The organism is Streptomyces sp. ALB3, from assembly GCF_044385685.1.
Lineage (GTDB): Bacteria > Actinomycetota > Actinomycetes > Streptomycetales > Streptomycetaceae > Streptomyces.
In genome coordinates this window covers 36139-55751 of sequence record NZ_JBISCE010000032.1, presented here as the reverse complement: position 1 = coordinate 55751, position 19613 = coordinate 36139, and the positions used below count along the sequence as shown (strand labels likewise).

Genomic DNA, 19613 nt, shown 5'->3' with positions numbered 1-19613 from the left:
ACGAACACACAGGAGAGACATGAGCGGCAAGGGCGCACCCGAACTGTCCGTACGCAACTGCGGGGACCTGCGGGTGGCGGTGATCGCGGCCCAGTGGCACGAGCAGGTCATGGACGGACTCGTCGACGGGGCCCTGCGCGCCCTGCGGGACCTCGGCATCGACGAGCCGACGCTGCTCCGGGTCCCCGGCAGCTTCGAGCTGCCGGTGGTGGCCAAGGTGCTCGCCGGCCGCGGCTACGACGCGATCGTCGCGCTCGGAGTGATCATCCGTGGCGGCACCCCCCACTTCGAATACGTGTCCCAGGGCGTGACCAACGGCCTCACCCAGGTCACGGTCGACACCGGCGTCCCCGTCGGCTTCGGCGTGCTCACCTGTGACAACGAGGAACAGGCCCTGGACCGGGCCGGACTCGAGGGCTCCAACGAGGACAAGGGCCACGAAGCGGTCACCGCGGCGGTGGCCACCGCCGCCACACTGCGCACCGTCAGCGAACCCTGGCGCTGAGCGGCGCTCCGGGACCCCGTATTCTAAGGACCATCATGGCGAACAAAACCTTCGAAGAGCTCTTCGCCGAGCTGCAGCTCAAGGCCGCCGACGGCGACCCCTCCACCTCCCGCACCGCCGAGCTGGTGGGCAAGGGTGTGCATGCCATCGGCAAGAAGGTCGTCGAGGAGGCCGCCGAGGTCTGGATGGCCGCCGAGTACGAGGGCAAGGAAGCCGCCGCCGAGGAGATCTCGCAGCTGCTCTACCACGTCCAGGTGATGATGGTCGCCCGCGGGATCTCCCTCGACGACGTCTACGCCCACCTCTGAGCCACGCTCCGCACGTTCCCCGAACTCCCCTCCGCACAAAGGAAACCCGACTTCATGCTGCGCATCGCCGTTCCCAACAAGGGTTCACTCTCCGGGCCTGCGATGGCGATGCTCCATGAGGCCGGCTACCAGCAGCGCAAGGAGTCGAAGGAACTCGTCCTGGTCGACCCGGGCAACGAGGTCGAGTTCTTCTACCTGCGGCCGCGCGACATCGCGATCTACGTCAGCTCCGGCCGCCTGGACATCGGCATCACCGGACGCGACCTGCTGCTGGACTCCGGTGCCGAGGCGGAGGAGATCCTGCAGCTCGGCTTCGCGCGCTCGACCTTCCGCTACGCCACCAAGCCCGGCACGGCCGAGGGGCCCGAGGGCTTCGACGGCATGACGATCGCCACGTCCTACGAGGGCATCGTGGCGGCGCACCTCGCCGAGGCAGGCGTCAAGGCCTCCGTCGTGCACCTCGACGGCGCGGTCGAGACGGCCATCGAACTCGGAGTCGCCCAGGTCATCGCCGATGTCGTCGAGACCGGCACCAGCCTGCGCAACGCAGGACTGGAGGTCATCGGGGAGCCGATCATGACCTCCGAGGCCGTCGTCATCCGCCGTAAGGGAGCCGACGCCGAGGACCCCAAGGTGCAGCAGTTCCTGCGCCGCCTGCAGGGCGTCCTGGTCGCCCGCAGCTACGTGATGATGGACTACGACTGCCGCGTCGAGCACCTGGAGCGCGCCGTAGCCCTCACCCCGGGCCTGGAGTCACCGACCATCTCCCCGCTGCACCACGAGGGCTGGGTCGCCGTCCGCTCCATGGTCGCGGCCAAGGAGGCCCAGCGCATCATGGACGACCTGTACGACCTGGGCGCGCGTGCCATCCTGACGACGGCCATCCACGCCTGCCGTCTGTGACAGCCGGACCCGAGCCCACGAAGGACGACAGCGCCGCCATGTCCGCCCCCGCGCCCCGGCCGACCGGCCTCCCCGCACTCCCGGTCACCTTCCGGCCCACCGTCACCCGAGTGGTCCTGCTGACCGTGGGGGCGGCGATGTTCGTCGTCATCACCGCGGTCGCGGTGACGCTGGAGAACCTCAGCCCGGGTGAGCGGACCAGCTTCGTCTTCGTCGCCCTGCTCTTCTTCGGTGTCCTCGCCCTGCTCAGCCGGCCCCGCATCACCGCCGACGAGGCAGGGGTGACGGTCGTCAACATCACCCGCACCCGCCGACTGGCCTGGGCCGAGATCCTTCGCGTCAATCTGCGGGCCGGTGACCCGTGGGTCTTCCTCGACCTCAGCGACGGCACGAGCATGCCGGCGCTGGGCATCCAGCCCGGTCTCGCCAGGGGGCGGGCCATCAGCGACGCCCGCACGCTCCGCGCCCTCGCCGAATTCCACGGCAGCGGAGTGAACGACGCCACGGAGAACGGCTGAGCCCCCCGCCCCGTACGGCCCGATCCCGATTATTCTGGGACCGGTGGCGCACCGGGTGCGCCCCGCCCCGCACCAGAAGGCCCTCGTGGCCCGCGGGGCATATTCCTGCGACCCAAGGAGTGACTCCCTCCAGCAATGGACGGATCGTCCGGTAGTACCCGCGCCGCCCTCCCCCCGGAGGCGGCGGCATGACCACCCCCCTGTTGCTGCTCCTCGCGGCATTCCTTCTCATCCTCGCCAACGGGTTCTTCGTGGCAGCCGAATTCGGGCTGGTCACGGTGGAACGGCCGGACGCCGAACGCGCCGCCGCCGAAGGCGACCGCCGGGCCCGTACCGTCGTCGCCGCCCTGCGTGAGCTCTCATTCCAGCTCTCCGGCACCCAGCTGGGCATCACGATCACCTCGCTGGTGGTCGGCATGCTCGCCGAACCGGCACTCGCCCAGTTGCTCGCCGGACCGCTCACCGCCACCGGACTCCCCCACGGGGCCGTTCCCGGGGTGAGCGTGGTGATCGGCATGCTGTTCGCCTCGGCCGTCCAGATGGTGATCGGCGAGCTCGTGCCCAAGAACTGGGCGGTCTCCCGGCCGCTCCAGGTCGCCCGGTTCGTCGCCGGGCCCCAGCACCGCTTCTCCACCCTCCTGCGACCGGTGATCACCGCGCTGAACGCCGTAGCCAACCGGCTGGTCAGACTGCTGGGCGTCGAACCGACGGACGAGCTTGCCTCCGCAAGGACACCCGGTGAGCTGGTCTCCCTGGCCAGGCACTCCGCCCGGGCCGGGACGCTCGAGCAGGACACCGCCGATCTCTTCGTGCGGACCCTGTCCCTGGCCGGTCTCACCGCTCAGCACGTCATGACCCCGCGGGTGAGGGTGAGCGCGCTGCAGGCGTCGGCGACGGCCGCGGACGTCCTCAACCTCACGCGTGCCACCGGTCTTTCCCGCTTTCCCGTCTACCGGGACCGCATCGACGAGGTGGTCGGCATGGTCCACCTCAAGAACGCCCTGGCCGTCCCCTCCCAGGACAGGCTGCGCACCCCGGTGAGCCGGATCGCCGTGGCGCCCCTCATGGTGCCGGAGACCCTGCCCGTCGAACAGCTGCTGAAGCGGCTGCGCAGTGAGCAGCCGATAGCCGTCGTGGTCGACGAGTACGGCGGCACCGCCGGTGTCGTCACCCTCGAGGACATCATCGAGGAACTCGTCGGCGAGGTCAGGGACGAGCACGACGTGGAGGGCGCCGACCGCCCCGAGCTGACACCCGTCGTCGCCGACGACGGCAGGGCCGGCTGGGACGTGGAAGGCAGCACCCGGGTGCTGACCCTGCGCCGGATAGGCCTCGACGTCCCCGAAGGACCCTACGAGACGGTGGCCGGTCTGGTCGCCGATCTCCTCGGGCGCATCCCCGCCCCCGGTGACCGGGCGGAACTGCCCGGCTGGCGGATCTCCGTCCGCCAGGTCGGCCACTACAGGGCCGAGCAGGTCCGCCTCGTCCGTCTCGCGGACCCGTCGGCGGCCCCTGCGGCCGGGCGGCCGGAGCGACTGGCCCAGGACCTGCTGGAGGCCGTGCGATGAGCCTCGTACAGCTGGTGTTCGCCGGCCTCCTCGTGCTGGCGAACGGCTTCTTCGTCGGCGCCGAGTTCGCGCTCGTCTCCGTGCGGCGCAGCCAGGTCGAACCGCTCGCGGCAGGCGGGTCCAGCCGGGCCAGACAGGTCCTCTACGGCCTGGAGAACCTGCCGCAGATGATGGCCGCCGCACAGTTCGGCATCACCATCTGCTCCCTCACCCTGGGAGCCGTCGCGGAACCGACGGTCGCCCACCTCCTGGAGCCCGTCTTCCACGCGGCGCACGTGCCCGACGGGCTCGTGCACCCGCTCGGCTTCGCGGTGGCGCTGGTCTCCGTGGTCTTCCTCCACCTCGTCATCGGCGAGATGGTCCCGAAGAACCTGGCGATGGCCGCCCCCGAGAGGACCGCGTTGTGGCTCAGCCCCGGCCTGGTCGGTTTCGCCCGGCTCTGCCGGCCCGTCACCTCCGCGCTGGGAGCCTGCGCCACCCTCGTCCTGCGGCTCTTCAAGGTCGAGCCGAAGGACGAGGTCGAGGCCGTCTTCACCAGTGAGCAGCTCAACCGCCTGGTGGAGGACGCGGGCCTGGCCGGCCTGCTGGAACCGGAGGCGCGGGAACGCCTCGGGGACGCCCTGGAGCTGGGCAGCAGACCCGTCACCGAGGTACTGCTGGAGCGGGCGTCCCTGGTGACGGTGGAACCCTCCGTCACCCCGCGCCGCCTGGAGGAACTGACCGTGCGGACCGGGTACTCACGCTTTCCCGTCTGCGCGGAGGGCGGTGGCCCGTTCATGGGCTATCTGCACGTCAAGGACGTGCTCGAGCTGGAGGACGGCGACCGGGCCGTTCCGCAGCAGATCTGGCGGCCGATGGCTACCGTACGGGCCGAACTCCCGCTGGACGACGCCCTGACGGTCATGCGCCGCGCCGCCACCCACCTCGCCCAGGTCGCCGACGCATCGGGCAAGGTGCTCGGCCTCGTCGCCATGGAGGACGTCCTGGAGAAGCTCGTGGGTGAGGTCCGCGACCCGGCCCACCGCGTCTCGGTTCCCCGCCGCACGGTGGAGGCGCCGAAGGCCATGGCCCCCGTGGGGTGACCCCCGTGCCGCCGGACGGTCCCGCCGGGGCCGTCCGGCGGCACGCCTCACAGGGCCCCTGGCTCCTGCTTCCCCCGGTCCACCGGGCCCCGCCCCGACAGCACCTCGCCGTACGCCTGCATCAGGTCCGGCAACCGCAGGGTGGCCAGGTCCTCCCGGGTCGGCGCGACGGTGTAACCGGACAGTCGCAGGTCACGGTAGGCACAGCTCTTCTCGTACAGAGTGCGCAGGAAGCGGCCGTTGCCCAGCTCGTCGATCCATCCCTGGTCGACCACGTGCCCGCTGATGCTGCGCAGCTCGTCGAGGGACTCCTCGTCCCAGACGTCGCCGTTGTCGGCGGCCAGCACCTCACCGATGGCGGTGAGCTCCAGGGGGCGGTAGCTCGGGAAGTCGACGCGTGTGGTGAAACGTGAGGAGAGCCCGGGGTTGGTGGAGAGCAGCCGGTCCATGCCCTCGGGATAGCCGGCGAGGATGACGACCAGGTGGTCCCTGTTGTCCTCGGCCCGCTTGAGGAGGACTTGCAGGGCCTCGTCGCCGTACGCGTCGCCCTTGCTGTAACCGGAGTTGGAGAGGCTGTACGCCTCGTCCACGAAGAGCACCCCACCGAGCGCCGAGTCGATCAGCTCGTTGGCCTTCACCGCGGTCTGCCCGAGGAACTCGCCCACGAGGTCCGAACGCTGGGCCTCCACCAGGTGGTCGCCACCCAGGAGCCCGAGCGCGTAGAACACCCGGCCCAGGATGCGCGCGACCGTGGTCTTACCCGTCCCGGAGGGGCCGGAGAAGACGAAATGCCGCTTCGGCGGCTGCACCGGCAACCCCTGCTCGGCACGAAGACGCGCCATGTTCAGCTGTGCGGACAAGGCCTTGACCTGGCGCTTCACGGGTTCCAGCCCGACCATGCGCTCGAGCTCCGCCAAAGCCTCCGCGAGCATCACCGGGTCGCTCGGTCCCGCCGGGAAGACAGCGGCCCGGGGTGCGCCGGGCTTCGTCCGTGCCCCGCCGCCCCCCGGGCCGGCCGGAGGCAGCACGGCACCGGGCAGCGTCTGCGGGTCGCCGCCCGGCCTGGGCTCACGGCCGTCGACCAGGTCGGTGCCGAGCGCGGTCTCACCGTCCGTCCGGCCCTCCACGCCGGTGCCGTCCGAACCGACACCGGCCAGCGAGACCGCCGCTAGGTCGGCCGCCTCGTCGTATCCGTCGCCCTCGGAGATCGCCGCCAGCCTGGCCGAGGTGTCCATGAAAGCCGGATCCACCCGGTGCACCGCCCGGTACAGGGGCAGGGCCGCAGCGCTGCGGCCGGTGCCCTCGTGGGCGCGCGCCAGCCAGTAGCGCAGCTCCTTGCGCTGCGGCTGCTCACTGCGACAGCGCATCAGCGCGGCGGACAGGAGGGGCTCCGCCTGCCCGTACATCTCCAGGCGCACCCGCGCCATGCCGCCGAAGAGCCCCGCCTCGATGCCGAGCAGCGGATCGTCGAGGAGCGGTTCCGTGGTGCGTACGAGCTGCTCCCAGTCCTTGACCAGGTAGGAGCGGCAGGCGTGCAGGAACCGCACCTGGGGGTCGGTGTCGACCGGCGGCAGGCCCGCCAGCGCCCGGTCCAGCTCCGGCACGTGGCGGCCGTCCAGCCAGTGGGAGGCGTGCGCGAGGAGCAGATCGCGCGGGCTCTCCAGCACGGGCTGCACCCACCAGCCCAGCCAGTACCAGGAGTTGAGCGTACGGCGGTGACGGGTGCGCTGCTCACCGAAGCGGTCGCGGTGGCGGTACATGCGCAACAGCGCGGTCGTGGTGTCGATCCGCAGCGCGTGCAGGCCCAGCCAGCCGTCCGCCATACCGGGGTCGAAGCGCACCGCGGTTCTGAACTCCTCCTCGGCCTGCGGGTACGCGCCCATGGTGTAGGCGTCCACCCCGCGCAGCCAGGCAAGGTCGGCCGGGGCCTGCATGCCCGGCGTGCCGATGTCCATCAGGTCCCCCACAAACCGTGCCCCCAGAATGCCCCGCCCGCACAGCATGCCCAGCGCGACGCACCTAATCACCGTGCCGGGTACGGGAATTGACCACACCCGAGAGGCATCGTACCTGCACAGGGAGTGAGCGGTTAAGGGCGTTACCGGCGCTTCGGCGGTGGTGACCCAGGGTGAGTGGAGGACTCGCGTAGGCCCCGGAAGAGGGCAGAACGAAGCCCCCGGTCACGGGGGAACAACCGGGGGCTTCGCGTCCGCGAGGGCTCCGAAAAGCCGCACATTGAGAACGTAAGACCTGTACGGGCCCTCGGTCAAGCGGAGTTGAGGCACCTTCAGCGGTTTTTCCTACCGAGCGGTACGGCGGTGCTCAGGCTTCACTGTCCGTGAGGATCCGACTCGCCACCGCTGTCGGGTGACACCCTTCCAGCCACATGTATCCCGTCGGCATCCTGCGTATCACGACATCCGCGAAGGGGTATGAGGGGTCGTCGGCGAAATGGCGCTGCTCCGCGGCGGTCCAGCCGTCCCAGAACTCCGAGAGCCCGGGACCGTCGCGGTGCCTGCCCCGTTCCCAGGAGGCCTCGCTGTCGCCATCGATCCACAGCAGCGCCGCGAGGAACGGCCTCACCGCGGTGCGGCCCGCGCCCACTCCCTCGATCAGCATCACGGGGGCCGGACCCAGCACCCTCGGCGGCCCGAAGCGCCGGGCCGCCCAGTCGTACGGTGCGTACAGCGCGGGCTCGCCCCGGGAGAGCGGCCCCAGGACCTGGTCCCGGAGCCTGTCCGTCCAGGCGAACAGCTCCTCGTGGCTGGCCACATCGTCCAGGTGCAGTACGGGGGCGCCGCCGAGAGACGCGGCCAGGCGGTTCGCGAAGGTGCTCTTGCCGGACCCCGCGTGCCCGTCGACCGCGATCAGCCGCACAGGCCCGCAGGAAGGGGGCAGGGAGCGCAGCCTGCGCGCGCGGTCCGCCAGGTCGTTCATCCCTCCACCCTACGAGACCCCGCGGGGCCGCCCCCTGGCCCCCTTCGCCCGCCTGCTCCCGGTCCCGTGCAGGTCACGTCAGTGGACCAGACCAATATTGGTCCTGCGGCACGGGGCGAATCACTGGCCGGATCCGGCTCCGACCCGGGATAGTTGGCGCACGATCGGCACCCGCAGCCCCAATCCGCTCAACGACCGGGGGTCTCGCCCATGACCAGACCGACTTCACGCAGAACCGTGCTCACCGCCGCGCTCGCCGCAGCGGCCGGGGCAGGCACCGTGGCCTCCGCCGGCCCGGCGGGCGCCGCCCCCTCCCGCACCTCCTCACCCCCGGCGGCAGCCTCGCTCGTGGACAACCGCTTCTGGACGACGTACACCGACTGGCGGTGCGGTACCTCGGCAGGTACCCGGGCGGTCGCGGGCCGCCGGCCCGGCCTGGTGATCTCCGCTCCCGCCGGCAGCACCGACTACACCGACCCGCACACCGGCATGGCCAGCACCTGGGAGTACGCCACCTGGACCTCCCCGGTCCACCGCTCGGCCGTCCCCGCCACCGAGGTGATCGCCTCCTGGAACGCCCACACCCCCCAGGGCACCTGGATCCAGGTCGAGCTGCGCGGCAGGTACTCGGACGGTACGGACACGCCCTGGTACGTGATGGGCCGCTGGGCCGCCGGCGACTCGGACATCCGCCGCACCTCGGTGGACGACCAGACCGACGGCAGGAGCACCGTCTGGACCGACACCTTCTCGCTGGACGACGCGGCGAGCGGGCTGCGCCTGGTGTCCTACCGGCTGCGGCTCACCCTCCACCGCACCCCGGGAACCCGTCTCACACCGACGGTCCACCGGGTCGGAGCCATGGCCTCGGACGTCCCCGACCGGTTCACCGTCCCCGCCACCGCGCCCGGATCCGCCCGGGAGCTGGCGGTGCCCCGCTATTCGCAGAACGTCCATGTGGGGGAGTACCCGGAGTACGACAACGGGGGCGAGGCCTGGTGCAGCCCCACCTCCTCGCAGATGATCATCGAGTACTGGGGCCGCAAGCCCACCCCGGAGGACCTGGCCTGGGTCAAGCCCGGCCTCGCCGACCCGCAGGTCTGTCACGCCGCCCGCCACACCTTCGACCACCAGTACGAGGGCTGCGGCAACTGGCCCTTCAACGCCGCCTACGCCGCGACGTACAGGGACATGAACGCCGTGGTCACGCGACTCGGATCGCTGACGGACCTGGAGAGGCTGGTCGCCGCGGGCATTCCGGTCATCACGTCCCAGTCCTTCCTCGAGGGAGAGCTGACAGGCGCCGGTTACGGGACGTCGGGCCACCTGATGACCGTCATCGGTTTCACCGCCGACGGCGACGTGGTCGCCAACGACCCGGCCTCTCCGTCGAACGACGCGGTGCGCCGCGTCTACCGGCGGCGTGAGTGGGAGGACATCTGGCTGCGTACGAAACGCTACGACGCGAACGGGCGGGTCAGAGGAGGTACGGGAGGGGTGTGTTACGTCTTCTGGCCCGTCGGCCCGGCACCCGCTCAGCGCCGCGTTCTGCGGTCGCTCGGCCTGACCTGAGCGGCCAGGGACCTACGGGGCCCGTTCTCCCGATGCGCAGCGCGGACGGCCGCCTTCCCGACGGCTGCGCGTCCTCTTCCACCACGAGCAGCCGGGGCGTGGGTGGGTGAAGGGTCGGTGGGGCCCGGGCTTCGGCACCCCACCGGTCCCCGGTCACCCGCCCGGGATCACTCCACTCCGGAGCAGGTCCCTCAGCGCGGTGTTCAGCTCGAGGACGTTCACCCGGGGCTCGCCCATGAAGCCCAGGAGCCGGCCCGTCGTGTGACCGGTGACGAGGTCTTCGACCTCCGTGACGGGGAGGCCGTTCTTCTCCGCGACGCGGTGCACCTGGAGCTTCGCGTAGGCAGGCGAGATGTCCGGGTCCAGGCCGGAGCCGGAGGAGGTGACCGCGTCAGCCGGCACGTCAGCGGGTTCCACCGTGTAGGAGGCCGTGGAGTTGTCCCTCACCACGGCCTTCTTGGCGTCCGTCACCCACCGGATCAGTTCCTCGTTGTCGCCGGAGCGGTTGGTGGCGCCGGAGAGGATCAGGGAGTACCGCGTGTTGACGCTGTTTCCGCCCAGGCCGTTGGAGGGACGCGGCTGGAACCACCTCAGGTCCGGTCGCGCCGTCTCCTCGGCGTCGTCGGGGTTCTGCTTCGGCAGGTCGTACCGCTGGCCGATGAGGGAGGAGCCGACCACGGTGCCGCTTGCGTCCCTGATCTCGGAGCCGTTCGCCCGGTCGTGAAACAGGGCTTGGGCTGCTCCGGTGACGGCGAGCGGGTAGATCACCCCGCACACCAGGGTCAGGACGAGCAGGGCCCTCAGTCCGGCCCCGAAGAGGCGCACGGTGTTGTTGACGGAGGTGTGGGTCATGGCGGATCAGCCGATTCCGGGGATGAGGGAGATGAGCAGGTCGATGATCTTGATGCCGATGAACGGGGCGACCAGGCCGCCGAGTCCGTAGATCCCGAGATTGCGTCGCAGCATCCGGTCGGCACCGGCGGGGCGGTAGCGCACTCCCTTGAGGGCGAGCGGTACGAGGGCGACGATGATCAGTGCGTTGAAGATGACGGCGGACAGGATCGCGGACTGCGATGAGGCGAGCCCCATGATGTTCAGCCTGTCCAGAGACGGGTAGGCCACGGCGAACATGGCGGGGATGATCGCGAAGTACTTCGCGACGTCGTTGGCGATGGAGAACGTGGTGAGGGCGCCCCGGGTGATGAGGAGCTGCTTGCCGATCTCGACTATCTCGATGAGTTTGGTGGGGTCGGAGTCAAGGTCCACCATGTTCCCGGCCTCCTTGGCGGCCGAGGTGCCGGTGTTCATCGCGACTCCGACGTCCGCCTGCGCGAGCGCGGGGGCGTCGTTGGTGCCGTCACCGGTCATGGCGACCAGCTTGCCGCCGGCCTGCTCCCGCTTGATGAGGGCCATCTTGTCCTCGGGGGTCGCCTCGGCGAGGAAGTCGTCGACCCCCGCCTCGTCGGCGATCGCCTTCGCGGTCAGCGGGTTGTCCCCGGTGATCATGACGGTGCGGATGCCCATGCGGCGCAGCTCGTCGAACCGTTCCCGCATGCCTTCCTTCACCACGTCCTTGAGGTGGATGACCCCGAGGACCCGCGCACCGTGAGCGTCTTCCCGAGCCACCACCAGCGGCGTGCCACCAGCCTGGGAGATCCGGTGGGTGAGTGCCCGCACGTCCTCGGCGACCTCCCCGCCCCGCTCCTTCACCCATGCGACGACGGAAGCGGTCGCACCCTTGCGGACCTTGCGCCCGTCCAGGTCGACGCCTGACATGCGGGTCTGCGCGGTGAACGCGACCCACCGCGCACCGGCGATATCACCCCGTGCCCCGAGCCCGTACCTCTCCTCGGCCAGGACCACGACCGACCGGCCCTCGGGAGTCTCGTCGGCGAGCGAGGACAGCCGCGCGGCATCCGCCAGTTCCCCCTCCGGTACGCCGTCGACCGCCAGGAACTCGGCCGCCTGCCGGTTGCCCAGGGTGATGGTCCCCGTCTTGTCGAGCAGCAGGGTGGACACGTCTCCCGCCGCCTCGACCGCACGTCCGGACATCGCCAGGACGTTGCGCTGGACGAGCCGGTCCATGCCGGCGATACCGATCGCGGAGAGCAGCGCACCGATGGTGGTCGGGATCAGGCAGACCAGGAGGGCGGCGAGCACGATCATCGAGGTCTGCCCGTCGGCGCCCGCGTAGACGGCGAACGGCTTCAAGGTGACCACGGCCAGCAGGAAGACGACGGTGAGGGACGCCAGGAGGATGTTGAGGGCGATCTCGTTGGGGGTCTTCTGCCGGGCCGCGCCCTCCACCAGGCTGATCATCCGGTCGATGAACGTCTCACCCGGCTTCGTCGTGATCCTGATGACGACCCGGTCGGACAGCACCTTCGTACCGCCGGTCACCGCGCTGCGGTCGCCGCCCGACTCGCGGATGACCGGAGCCGATTCGCCGGTGATCGCGGACTCGTCGACGGAGGCGACGCCTTCGACGACATCACCGTCACCGGGGATGGTGTCGCCGGCCTCGCAGACCACCAGGTCCCCGACGCGCAGCTCCGTCCCGGCGACCCGCTCCTCACCCGGACCGACGACGCGGCGGGCGACGGTCCCGGTCCTGGCCTTGCGAAGTGTGTCGGCCTGGGCCTTGCCCCGGCCCTCGGCCACCGCTTCCGCGAGGTTCGCGAAGACGGTGGTAAGCCAGAGCCAGCCGGCGATGGCCCAGCCGAACCAGTCGGTCGGGTCCAGCACCGCGAGCACGGTGGTGACCACGGAGCCGACCAGGACGACGAACATGACGGGCGACTTGATCATCAGGCGCGGGTCGAGCTTGCGCACCGCGTCCGGGAGGGACTTCAGCAGCTGTCGCGGGTCGAACAGGCCGCCGCCGACGCGGTCGGTGACCGCGCGGTTGCCGGAGGGCGGCAGGTCGCCGTGCGGAGCGTGAGTGGGAGTGACGGTGCTCATGAGGCGAGCCCTTCGGCGAGCGGACCCAGCGCGAGGGCGGGGAAGTAGGTCAGACCGGCGATGATCAGGATGGTGCCGACGAGCAGACCCGCGTAGAGGGGCTTGTCGGTGCGCAACGTGCCCGCGGTCCCGGGTACCGGTTTCTGTTCGGCCAGGGACCCGGCGAGTGCCAGGACGAAGACGATCGGCAGGAACCGGCCCAGCAGCATGGCGATGCCGATGGTGGTGTTGAACCACTGGGTGTCGGCGTCGAGACCGGCGAAGGCGGAGCCGTTGTTGTTGGCCCCGGAGGTGTAGGCGTACAGGACTTCGGAGAAGCCGTGCGCACCGGTGTTCGTCATGGAGTCGCCCGGCGTGGGCAGGGCCATCGCCACGGCGGTGAAGCCGAGCACGAGGGCCGGTGTGACGAGGATGTAGCAGGCGGCGAGCTTGATCTGGCGGACGCCGATCTTCTTGCCCAGGTACTCCGGGGTCCGCCCCACCATCAGCCCGGCGATGAACACCGTGATGACGGCCATGACGAGCATTCCGTAGAGGCCGGACCCGACACCGCCGGGCGCGATCTCGCCCAGTTGCATGCCCAGCATCGTGATGCCACCGCCGAAGCCGGTGTACGAGGAGTGGAAGGAGTTCACCGCACCGGTCGAGGTCAGCGTGGTGGCGACCGCGAAGACCGACGAGCCGGCGATCCCGAAGCGGGTTTCCTTGCCCTCCATCGCCCCGCCCGCGATCTCGAACGCGGGTCCGTGGTGGGCGAACTCGGTCCACATCATCAGCGCGGTGAAGCCGAGCCAGATGGTGGCCATCGTGCCGAGGATCGCGTAGCCCTGCCGCAGCGACCCGACCATGCGGCCGAAGGTGCGGGTCAGCGCGAACGGGATCAGCAGGATGAGGAAGATCTCGAACAGGTTGGAGAGCGGACCGGGGTTCTCGAAGGGGTGGGCGGAGTTGGCGTTGAAATAACCGCCGCCGTTGGTGCCCAGTTCCTTGATGACCTCCTGGGAGGCGACTGCGCCACCGTTCCACTGCTGCGTTCCGCCGGTGAACTGGCCGACTTCGTGGATGCCGGAGAAGTTCTGGATGGCGCCGCAGGCGACCAGGACGAGCGCACCGAGCACGGAGACCGGGATCAGGATGCGGACGGTGCCGCGTACGAGGTCGGTCCAGAAGTTGCCGAGCTCACCGGTGCGGGAGCGGGCGAAGCCCCGGACGAGCGCCACCGCGACGGCCAGGCCGACCGCGGCGGAGAGGAAGTTCTGCACCGCGAGGCCGCCGGTCTGTACGACGTGGCCCATGGCCTGCTCGCCGTAGTACGACTGCCAGTTGGTGTTGGCGACGAAGGACGCGGCCGTGTTGAACGCCTGGTCCGGGTCGATGGAGGAGAAGCCGAGCGAACCGGGCAGCGAGCCCTGCACCCGTTGCATGAGGTAGAGGAAGAGAACGCTCACCGCCGAGAAGGCGAGCACGCCCCTCAGATAGGCGGGCCACCTCATCTCGGCGGCCGGGTCGGCGCCGATGGCCTTGTAGATCCACTTCTCCGGTCCGTAGTGCTTCCCGGAGGAGTAGACCCTGGCCATGTAGTCGCCCAGCGGACGGTACGCGAGCGAGAGGGCGGCGATCAGGGCGAGCAACTGGAGCACACCAGCGGTCTGGGAACTCATAGCAGCGCTCAGAACCTCTCCGGGTAAAGGAGAGCGAGGACGAGATATCCGAGCAGGGAGACGGCCACGACGAGGCCGACGATGTTCTCGGCGGTCACAGCTTGGTCACCCCCCGGGCGACGAGAGCCACCAGCGCGAACACCGCGACTGTGGTGACGACGAAGGCCAGATCGGCCATCGTGAGCTCCTGATTGACGTGAGGAAGGGAATCGGCCGTGCGGCCAAGATGAGCAGAACCCGGCCCGAGACCGGTGGAAAGCCACCTTGACGTGGTCCATACGGAATGGACGCGGCCCTTGACGCCGATCTGACGCGTCCACCGTCACCGGCTACGCCGCGCTCCGCGCCGCTCACGGTCGGACGCGTCACCCGCTTCCCGGGCGACGCGCGACCGCCGCGTGCGCGCGACACGGCTACGGAGGTGACCGGCGACCCGGACCGGCCCCTCCGGCCGTGGGAGCACGCCCTTCGGTGCGGCGTCGGAGACTCCATGACCTCGACGACGGGGGAGTACCGACGGGGCCGGGCAGTCACCGGCTCCCGTGTCAGCAGGCGGCGGGAACGGCTTCGTCCCGCGGGGTACGTGCTCCGTCCAGTGCGTGGCGCCGGGCAGGACGGTGGGCCGGCCGCCGCCGGCGACCACGCGGGTCCCGGTGATGTGGGCCGCCTCTTCGGACGCGGGGAGGACAGCGGTGCTCACGGCGTCGGCCTCCTCGTGCACCGGCATCCACGCTGTGGATCCACCGACGGCCCGGGCGGCGGTCCACCGTCGTACGGCCGCGGCCGGCCCGGCGCCGCGTCGGCCGCCCTCCGGACGGCGGGGCAGCCGCTTCCGCACAGGAGCGGCGGGATGTGGTGTGGCGCACAACGGGCTCGGCGCCCAGGCCCCTCCCGCCCCGGTTTCCCCTGCGGGAGCGCGGGTGTCCGCCGAACGCCCCCGCTTCGCCGTCGTCCGCTGTGACCCGGATCTCTACCGCGCGGCCCGGTTTCGCTGGCACTGTGGTCGGGTCACGGGGGACGCCCACAGCCGAACGACCGAGCGAGATGCCATGACCGCGACCACAGCCGAGAACCGGACCCACTTCCGCGCCCGCACCGGCGGACCCGAGGACGGCCCGAAGATCCTGGAGCACATCCTGGGCTGGACGCTCGTCGTCGTCCTGGCCATGTTCGTCACCCAGGCGGGACTGATGTGACCCGCGGTCGCCACGCACGACGGGTGGGGCGGGGCGCCCGCCCGGCACCCCACCCCTGACCCGCCCTGCCGTGCGTGTACCCCGCCGGGGCTAGTTGATGGCCTTGATGAGCTCACCGTTCGCCGTGTCGCCGCTCAGCTCCCAGAAGAAGGTGCCGCCCAGGCCCTGCTGGTCCTTGTAGTCCATCTTCGTCGCGATGGTGGCCGGGGTGTCGTAGCTCCACCAGTCGCTGCCGCAGTGGGCGTACGCCGTGCCCGCCACCGTGCCGGTCACGGGGCAGCTGTTCTTCAGGACCTTGTAGTCCTCGATGCCCGCCTCGTACGTCCCGGGGGCCGCCCCGGTCGCCGTACCGCCCGGTTCCGACTGGGTGACCCCGGTCCAGCCGCGGCCGTAGAAGCCGATGCCCAGCAGGAGCTTCTCCGCCGGGATGCCCAGCCCCTTGAGCTTGGAGATGGCCGCGTCGCTGTTGAATCCCTCCGTCGGGATGCCCGGGTAGGAGGTGAGCGGTGAATGGGGGGCCGTCGGTCCCTGCGCGGCGAAAGCACCGAAGAAGTCGTAGGTCATCGGGTTGTACCAGTCCAGGTACTGGGCCGCCCCCGCGTAGTCCACCGCGTCGATCTTGCCGCCGTCGGACCCGTCGGCGGTGATCGCCGAGGTGATCAGATTGTCGGTGCCGAACTTCGTGCGCAGCGCCGCCAGGAGATCGCCGTACGCGTCGCGGCCACTGGTGTCGCAGGTCAGGCCGCAGGCGTTCGGATACTCCCAGTCGATGTCGATCCCGTCGAAGACATCGGCCCAGCGCGGGTCCTCCACCAGGCCGTAGCAGGACTCGGCGAACGCGGCCGGGTTCCGCGCCGCCTCGGCGAAGCCGCCGGACCAGCTCCAGCCGCCGAAGGACCAGATGACCTTGAGGTCGGGATGCAGCTTCTTCAGCTTGCGCAACTGGTTGAAGTTACCCCGTAGTTCCTGGTCCCAGGTGTCCGCGACGCCGTCCACCGACTGCTCGGCGGTGTAGGCCTTCTCGTAGTCGGCGTAGCTGTCCCCGATCGTGCACTTGCCGCCCTGGACGTTGCCGAAGGCGTAGTTGATGTGGGTCAGCTTGTCCGCAGAGCCCGACGTCTCGATGTCCTTGACGTGGTAATCGCGGTCGTAGACACCCCAGTTGGTGAAGTACCCGACCACCTTGTCACCGGCTGCTGCCGGTGCGGCGTCGACTGTCGCCGGTGCGGAGGCGGGGGGAGCGGCGTCTGCGGACGAGGTACCGGCGACGCCGAGGAGCGTGGCTCCGAGCGCGGCGGTACAGAGAGTGGCGGCGAGCGTCCGGAGGCGGGCGCGAGGACGGTGAAGTCCGGTCATTGTGGCTCCTCGTGGGGGAGGGCTCGGGCGTGGGGGAGTGCGCTGCACCGCTCGTCCGGATTGGCATGGACGCGGTGAGGCATGGGGGAGACCGTAGGAGGACTAGACCAGTTGGGTCAATGGTTCGGACCAATTTCGCTGATCAGGGATCCCGCCACCCGGTGACGCGTGCGCTCCGATCGGGCATACTCAACGCGCCACAGCCGCTGGCCAGCGCCTCCCGTGATCCGGGCGGGCAGGATCGGTTGCGGAGCCGTAGATTTCCGGGCATCGCCCGGGACCATCCGGCGGTGCCGCGCACACCCCGCGCGCGACCGTCGTCACGCCCGACAGGGAGGAGAGCGCCGTCATGTCCGACCGTGCCCCGCAGCCGGTGGAACGCCGTCTGCCCACCGAGGAGTCCCGGCAGCTCGTCGAGCTCGTACGCGACATCGTGTCGAAGGAGATCGCTCCGCGGGCGGCGGAGGAGGAGGAAGCGGGCTCCTTCCCGCGGCCGGTCTTCACCCTGCTCTCCGAAGCCGGCCTGCTCGGGCTGCCGTACGACTCGGCCCACGGGGGCGGTGACCAGCCGTACGAGGTCTACCTCCAGGTGCTCGAAGAGCTCGCCGCCGCCCGGCTCACCGTCGGCCTCGGCGTCAGCGTCCACTCGCTGTCCTGCCACGCGCTCGCCGGATTCGGCACCGACGAGCAGCGGGCCGCCCATCTCCCGGCGATGCTCGCAGGCGGCCTGCTGGGCGCCTACTGCCTCTCCGAGCCGTCCTCGGGCTCCGACGCCGCCTCACTCCGGACGAGGGCCGTGCGCGACGGCGACGACTGGGTCCTCACCGGCACCAAGGCCTGGATCACGCACGGCGGCATCGCCGACTTCTACACGGTGCTGGCCCGCACTGGCGAGGACGGCCCGCGCGGTATCACCGCCTTCCTCGTCCCCGGGGACGCCGAGGGCCTCAACGCGGCCCTGCCCGAGAAGAAGATGGGCATGAAGGGTTCGCCCACCGCCCAGCTGCACTTCGACGGCGTACGGATCTCCGGCGACCGCCGCATCGGTGACGAAGGGCAGGGTTTCGCCATCGCCCTGTCCGCGCTCGACTCGGGGCGTCTGGGCATCGCCGCCTGCGCCGTCGGCGTCGCCCAGGCGGCCCTGGACGAGGCGGTCGGATACGCCACCGACCGGCGGCAGTTCGGGCGGCCCGTCGCCGACTTCCAGGGGCTTCGCTTCATGCTCGCCGACATGGCCACCCGGATCGAGGCCGGCCGGGCGCTCTATCTGGAGGCGGCACGGCTCCGCGACGCCGGTCTGCCGTTCTCGCGGCAGGCGGCGATGGCGAAGCTCTTCTGCACCGATGCGGCCATGCAGGTGACCACCGACGCGGTGCAGGTCCTCGGGGGCTACGGCTACACCCTCGACTTCCCGGTCGAGCGGCTGATGCGCGAGGCGAAGGTGCTCCAGATCGTCGAGGGCACCAACCAGATCCAGCGCATGGTCATCGCCCGTCACCTCGCGGGTCCGGAGACGCGCTGACCCGGACGGCCCGGCGCGGTCCGTACGGGCCGGCCCCGCGTCCTCAGGCCCCGGCCCCGCTCCTGGCCGTGCCGGTGCGGGCAGGAGCCGGCCCGGGCTCTCCGTCGGGCGCGGCGTGACACGGTGGGCAGGCGGGTCGGGGTGTGCGGTACGGATTCCCGGACCGCACGTCCCGGCCCGGAACCGCTTGTCCGGACGCCGGCACGGCGGCCGGGGCCGGCCGGCGGACGCGGCGTGGGCCTACGAAGCCGGCGCGTGCCATGGATCCCGGGTCACAATCCGGCGATGTCGTGCGACCGTTCCCCCGGGCGCACGGCGCATCCAGGGGCCGGCCGGTGAGCTGTCCGCACCACGCCGGCCCGGCCGCCGTGGTGCGCGCAGAGGTGCGCCCCCTCGGGGGCGCGGGAACGTCAGGCTGCGTGACGCCGCGTCGGCGGCACGTACCGCAGGGGGCGCGAGCCCGGACCGACGGCGTGCGAGAAGGGCTGCATCCGCCAGTCGAGCCCCTGAGGAAGCGTCAGCAGCAGTGCCGTCTCCTGCTCCTGGGCCTCCAGTGACTCGTCGGCCGGGCGAGCCCGGGAGGCGTCGCGGTTCGTTCCGGGGCACACGGTGAGGACGAACGGATTCCACGGGGAGGGGCACAGCGCGTGCTCGGGGAGCACGTCCTCGTCCGCCAGCAGGGCGATCGGCTGGCTGCAGTCCGGGCAGATCACCCGGTACATCTCGAACGTGTCGTACGCGTCGGCAGCGGTGTCCTCGTCCGGGACCGCGAACGCGGCGTCTTCATCGGACTCCGGTTCGGGACGTCCGGTGAGCTTCAGGCTCTGCATGGGTCTTTTCCCCCCTCGGGTGGGCCGGCGAGGCGCCACGGCCCGGCCACAGCAAGCACTTCCCGCCAGATGTAGGGCGTAATCGCGAGGTCGTCGGCTACCCACGCGTACACCTGTGGTATTCGTCACATGCCCCTCGAACGTGCCCCTCCCCGGCCTCCACGGCTGTGCCAGGAGGGGCCCGGGGCATAGGTTGATCCGTATGGAGGAGCTGGACCGTCAGATCGTGGAGTTGCTCGTCAAGGACGGGCGGATGAGCTACACCGACCTGGGCAAGGCCACCGGCCTGTCCACCTCGGCCGTTCATCAGCGTGTCCGCCGGCTGGAACAGCGCGGGGTGATCCGGGGCTACGCCGCGGTCGTCGACCCCGAGGCGGTCGGCCTGCCCCTCACCGCGTTCATCTCGGTGAAACCCTTCGACCCGAGCGCACCCGACGACATCGCCGAACGGCTCGCCGGTGTGCCTGAACTGGAGGCGTGCCACAGCGTCGCAGGCGACGAGAACTACATCCTCAAGGTGCGGGTCTCCAGCCCACTGGAGCTCGAGCACCTGCTCACCCGGATCCGCACCCTGGCCGGAGTGTCCACCCGTACGACCGTCGTCCTCTCCACGCCCTACGAGGCGCGCCCACCACGCATCTGAGGCCGTCCCGCCCCGCTTCGCGGAGGGGGCGGGGCGAGAACCGGCCGAGAC

General features: G+C 70.7%; 18 protein-coding genes. 10 read left to right on the top strand and 8 right to left on the bottom strand.

Going from position 1 to position 19613, the window contains the following annotated elements; genetic code table 11:
• Positions 1-19: 19 nt before the first annotated feature.
• The 6 genes from ribH to ACHFIV_RS19655 all read left to right on the top strand — a co-directional run bounded on the left by ribH (position 20) and on the right by ACHFIV_RS19655 (position 4884).
• Positions 20-505 carry a 6,7-dimethyl-8-ribityllumazine synthase gene (gene ribH, locus ACHFIV_RS19680; RefSeq protein WP_033304266.1) on the top strand — a complete coding sequence of 162 codons (486 nt, stop codon included), beginning with the start codon at positions 20-22 and terminating at the stop codon, positions 503-505.
• Positions 506-540: 35 nt separating this feature from the next.
• Positions 541-813: a phosphoribosyl-ATP diphosphatase gene (locus tag ACHFIV_RS19675; protein WP_014157415.1), complete on the top strand. Its 273-nt coding sequence runs from the start codon at positions 541-543 to the stop codon at positions 811-813.
• A gap of 54 nt (positions 814-867) precedes the next feature.
• On the top strand, positions 868-1716 hold the full coding sequence (gene hisG, locus ACHFIV_RS19670) for an ATP phosphoribosyltransferase (protein ID WP_398970540.1): 849 nt from the start codon (positions 868-870) through the stop codon (positions 1714-1716).
• Positions 1717-1754: 38 nt separating this feature from the next.
• Entirely contained in the window at positions 1755-2234 is a 480-nt protein-coding gene (locus ACHFIV_RS19665) for a PH domain-containing protein (RefSeq protein WP_398971118.1), read from the top strand.
• 188 nt (positions 2235-2422) lie between these two features.
• Positions 2423-3802: a hemolysin family protein gene (locus ACHFIV_RS19660; protein ID WP_398970537.1), complete on the top strand. Its 1380-nt coding sequence runs from the start codon at positions 2423-2425 to the stop codon at positions 3800-3802.
• The gene (locus ACHFIV_RS19655; protein WP_398970535.1) at positions 3799-4884 is read left to right on the top strand and encodes a hemolysin family protein; all 1086 of its coding nucleotides are present in this window, start codon (positions 3799-3801) and stop codon (positions 4882-4884) included. Before ACHFIV_RS19660 ends, ACHFIV_RS19655 begins: the two co-directional genes overlap by 4 nt.
• 47 nt (positions 4885-4931) lie before the next feature.
• Here ACHFIV_RS19655 and ACHFIV_RS19650 read toward each other — a convergent pair whose 3' ends face one another.
• Together ACHFIV_RS19650 and ACHFIV_RS19645 are read right to left on the bottom strand one after the other, a co-directional pair.
• Positions 4932-6839 (bottom strand): AAA family ATPase, encoded by a 1908-nt coding sequence (locus tag ACHFIV_RS19650; protein ID WP_398970532.1) that lies wholly within the window; start codon positions 6837-6839, stop codon positions 4932-4934.
• A gap of 367 nt (positions 6840-7206) precedes the next feature.
• Positions 7207-7821, bottom strand: coding sequence for a uridine kinase (locus tag ACHFIV_RS19645; RefSeq protein ID WP_398970529.1), 615 nt, complete (start codon positions 7819-7821; stop codon positions 7207-7209).
• A 210-nt stretch (positions 7822-8031) separates the two neighbouring features.
• Here ACHFIV_RS19645 and ACHFIV_RS19640 point away from each other — a divergent pair, with 210 nt between their 5' ends.
• Positions 8032-9393 carry a peptidase C39 family protein gene (locus ACHFIV_RS19640; protein ID WP_398970527.1) on the top strand — a complete coding sequence of 454 codons (1362 nt, stop codon included), beginning with the start codon at positions 8032-8034 and terminating at the stop codon, positions 9391-9393.
• Between the two features lie 153 nt (positions 9394-9546).
• On the opposite strand, the gene ACHFIV_RS19635 is transcribed toward ACHFIV_RS19640, so the two are convergent.
• From ACHFIV_RS19635 to kdpF, 4 genes are read right to left on the bottom strand one after another with little or no spacing between them, the layout of a single operon-like run.
• A complete protein-coding gene (locus ACHFIV_RS19635; protein ID WP_398970524.1) occupies positions 9547-10245 on the bottom strand; it encodes a potassium-transporting ATPase subunit C in 699 nt (232 codons plus the stop codon).
• Positions 10246-10251: 6 nt separating this feature from the next.
• The gene (gene kdpB / locus ACHFIV_RS19630) at positions 10252-12354 is read right to left on the bottom strand and encodes a potassium-transporting ATPase subunit KdpB (RefSeq protein WP_398970521.1); all 2103 of its coding nucleotides are present in this window, start codon (positions 12352-12354) and stop codon (positions 10252-10254) included.
• Positions 12351-14015, bottom strand: a complete 1665-nt coding sequence (gene kdpA, locus ACHFIV_RS19625; RefSeq protein ID WP_398970518.1) for a potassium-transporting ATPase subunit KdpA — start codon at positions 14013-14015, stop codon at positions 12351-12353. Before kdpA ends, kdpB begins: the two co-directional genes overlap by 4 nt.
• Positions 14016-14023: 8 nt before the next feature.
• Complete coding sequence (gene kdpF / locus ACHFIV_RS19620) at positions 14024-14113, bottom strand: K(+)-transporting ATPase subunit F (RefSeq protein WP_010058599.1); 90 nt, start codon at positions 14111-14113, stop codon at positions 14024-14026.
• Positions 14114-15064: 951 nt separating this feature from the next.
• Here kdpF and ACHFIV_RS19615 point away from each other — a divergent pair.
• On the top strand, positions 15065-15211 hold the full coding sequence (locus ACHFIV_RS19615) for an SCO1431 family membrane protein (RefSeq protein WP_398970516.1): 147 nt from the start codon (positions 15065-15067) through the stop codon (positions 15209-15211).
• Positions 15212-15301: 90 nt separating this feature from the next.
• On the opposite strand, the gene ACHFIV_RS19610 is transcribed toward ACHFIV_RS19615, so the two are convergent.
• Positions 15302-16567, bottom strand: a complete 1266-nt coding sequence (locus tag ACHFIV_RS19610) for a glycoside hydrolase family 18 protein (RefSeq protein ID WP_398970513.1) — start codon at positions 16565-16567, stop codon at positions 15302-15304.
• Between the two features lie 349 nt (positions 16568-16916).
• Here ACHFIV_RS19610 and ACHFIV_RS19605 point away from each other — a divergent pair, with 349 nt between their 5' ends.
• Positions 16917-18089, top strand: a complete 1173-nt coding sequence (locus tag ACHFIV_RS19605; RefSeq protein WP_398970511.1) for an acyl-CoA dehydrogenase family protein — start codon at positions 16917-16919, stop codon at positions 18087-18089.
• Positions 18090-18499: 410 nt separating this feature from the next.
• On the opposite strand, the gene ACHFIV_RS19600 is transcribed toward ACHFIV_RS19605, so the two are convergent.
• On the bottom strand, positions 18500-18919 hold the full coding sequence (locus ACHFIV_RS19600; RefSeq protein WP_398970509.1) for a hypothetical protein: 420 nt from the start codon (positions 18917-18919) through the stop codon (positions 18500-18502).
• A 202-nt stretch (positions 18920-19121) separates the two neighbouring features.
• On the opposite strand from ACHFIV_RS19600, the gene ACHFIV_RS19595 reads away from it, so the two are divergent.
• Positions 19122-19562 carry an Lrp/AsnC family transcriptional regulator gene (locus ACHFIV_RS19595; RefSeq protein WP_033304241.1) on the top strand — a complete coding sequence of 147 codons (441 nt, stop codon included), beginning with the start codon at positions 19122-19124 and terminating at the stop codon, positions 19560-19562.
• The last annotated feature ends 51 nt before the right edge of the window (positions 19563-19613 follow it).

Bases quoted from the DNA above. Each gene is read 5' to 3' on its own strand.
- ribH (WP_033304266.1), top strand. From the start codon at position 20: ATGAGCGGCAAGGGCGCACCCGAACTGTCCGTACGCAACTGCGGGGAC.
- ACHFIV_RS19675 (WP_014157415.1), top strand. From the start codon at position 541: ATGGCGAACAAAACCTTCGAAGAGCTCTTCGCCGAGCTGCAGCTCAAG.
- hisG (WP_398970540.1), top strand. From the start codon at position 868: ATGCTGCGCATCGCCGTTCCCAACAAGGGTTCACTCTCCGGGCCTGCG.
- ACHFIV_RS19665 (WP_398971118.1), top strand. From the start codon at position 1,755: ATGTCCGCCCCCGCGCCCCGGCCGACCGGCCTCCCCGCACTCCCGGTC.
- ACHFIV_RS19660 (WP_398970537.1), top strand. From the start codon at position 2,423: ATGACCACCCCCCTGTTGCTGCTCCTCGCGGCATTCCTTCTCATCCTC.
- ACHFIV_RS19655 (WP_398970535.1), top strand. From the start codon at position 3,799: ATGAGCCTCGTACAGCTGGTGTTCGCCGGCCTCCTCGTGCTGGCGAAC.
- ACHFIV_RS19650 (WP_398970532.1), bottom strand. From the start codon at position 6,839: ATGGACATCGGCACGCCGGGCATGCAGGCCCCGGCCGACCTTGCCTGG.
- ACHFIV_RS19645 (WP_398970529.1), bottom strand. From the start codon at position 7,821: ATGAACGACCTGGCGGACCGCGCGCGCAGGCTGCGCTCCCTGCCCCCT.
- ACHFIV_RS19640 (WP_398970527.1), top strand. From the start codon at position 8,032: ATGACCAGACCGACTTCACGCAGAACCGTGCTCACCGCCGCGCTCGCC.
- ACHFIV_RS19635 (WP_398970524.1), bottom strand. From the start codon at position 10,245: ATGACCCACACCTCCGTCAACAACACCGTGCGCCTCTTCGGGGCCGGA.
- kdpB (WP_398970521.1), bottom strand. From the start codon at position 12,354: ATGAGCACCGTCACTCCCACTCACGCTCCGCACGGCGACCTGCCGCCC.
- kdpA (WP_398970518.1), bottom strand. From the start codon at position 14,015: ATGAGTTCCCAGACCGCTGGTGTGCTCCAGTTGCTCGCCCTGATCGCC.
- ACHFIV_RS19615 (WP_398970516.1), top strand. From the start codon at position 15,065: ATGACCGCGACCACAGCCGAGAACCGGACCCACTTCCGCGCCCGCACC.
- ACHFIV_RS19610 (WP_398970513.1), bottom strand. From the start codon at position 16,567: ATGACCGGACTTCACCGTCCTCGCGCCCGCCTCCGGACGCTCGCCGCC.
- ACHFIV_RS19605 (WP_398970511.1), top strand. From the start codon at position 16,917: ATGTCCGACCGTGCCCCGCAGCCGGTGGAACGCCGTCTGCCCACCGAG.
- ACHFIV_RS19600 (WP_398970509.1), bottom strand. From the start codon at position 18,919: ATGCAGAGCCTGAAGCTCACCGGACGTCCCGAACCGGAGTCCGATGAA.
- ACHFIV_RS19595 (WP_033304241.1), top strand. From the start codon at position 19,122: ATGGAGGAGCTGGACCGTCAGATCGTGGAGTTGCTCGTCAAGGACGGG.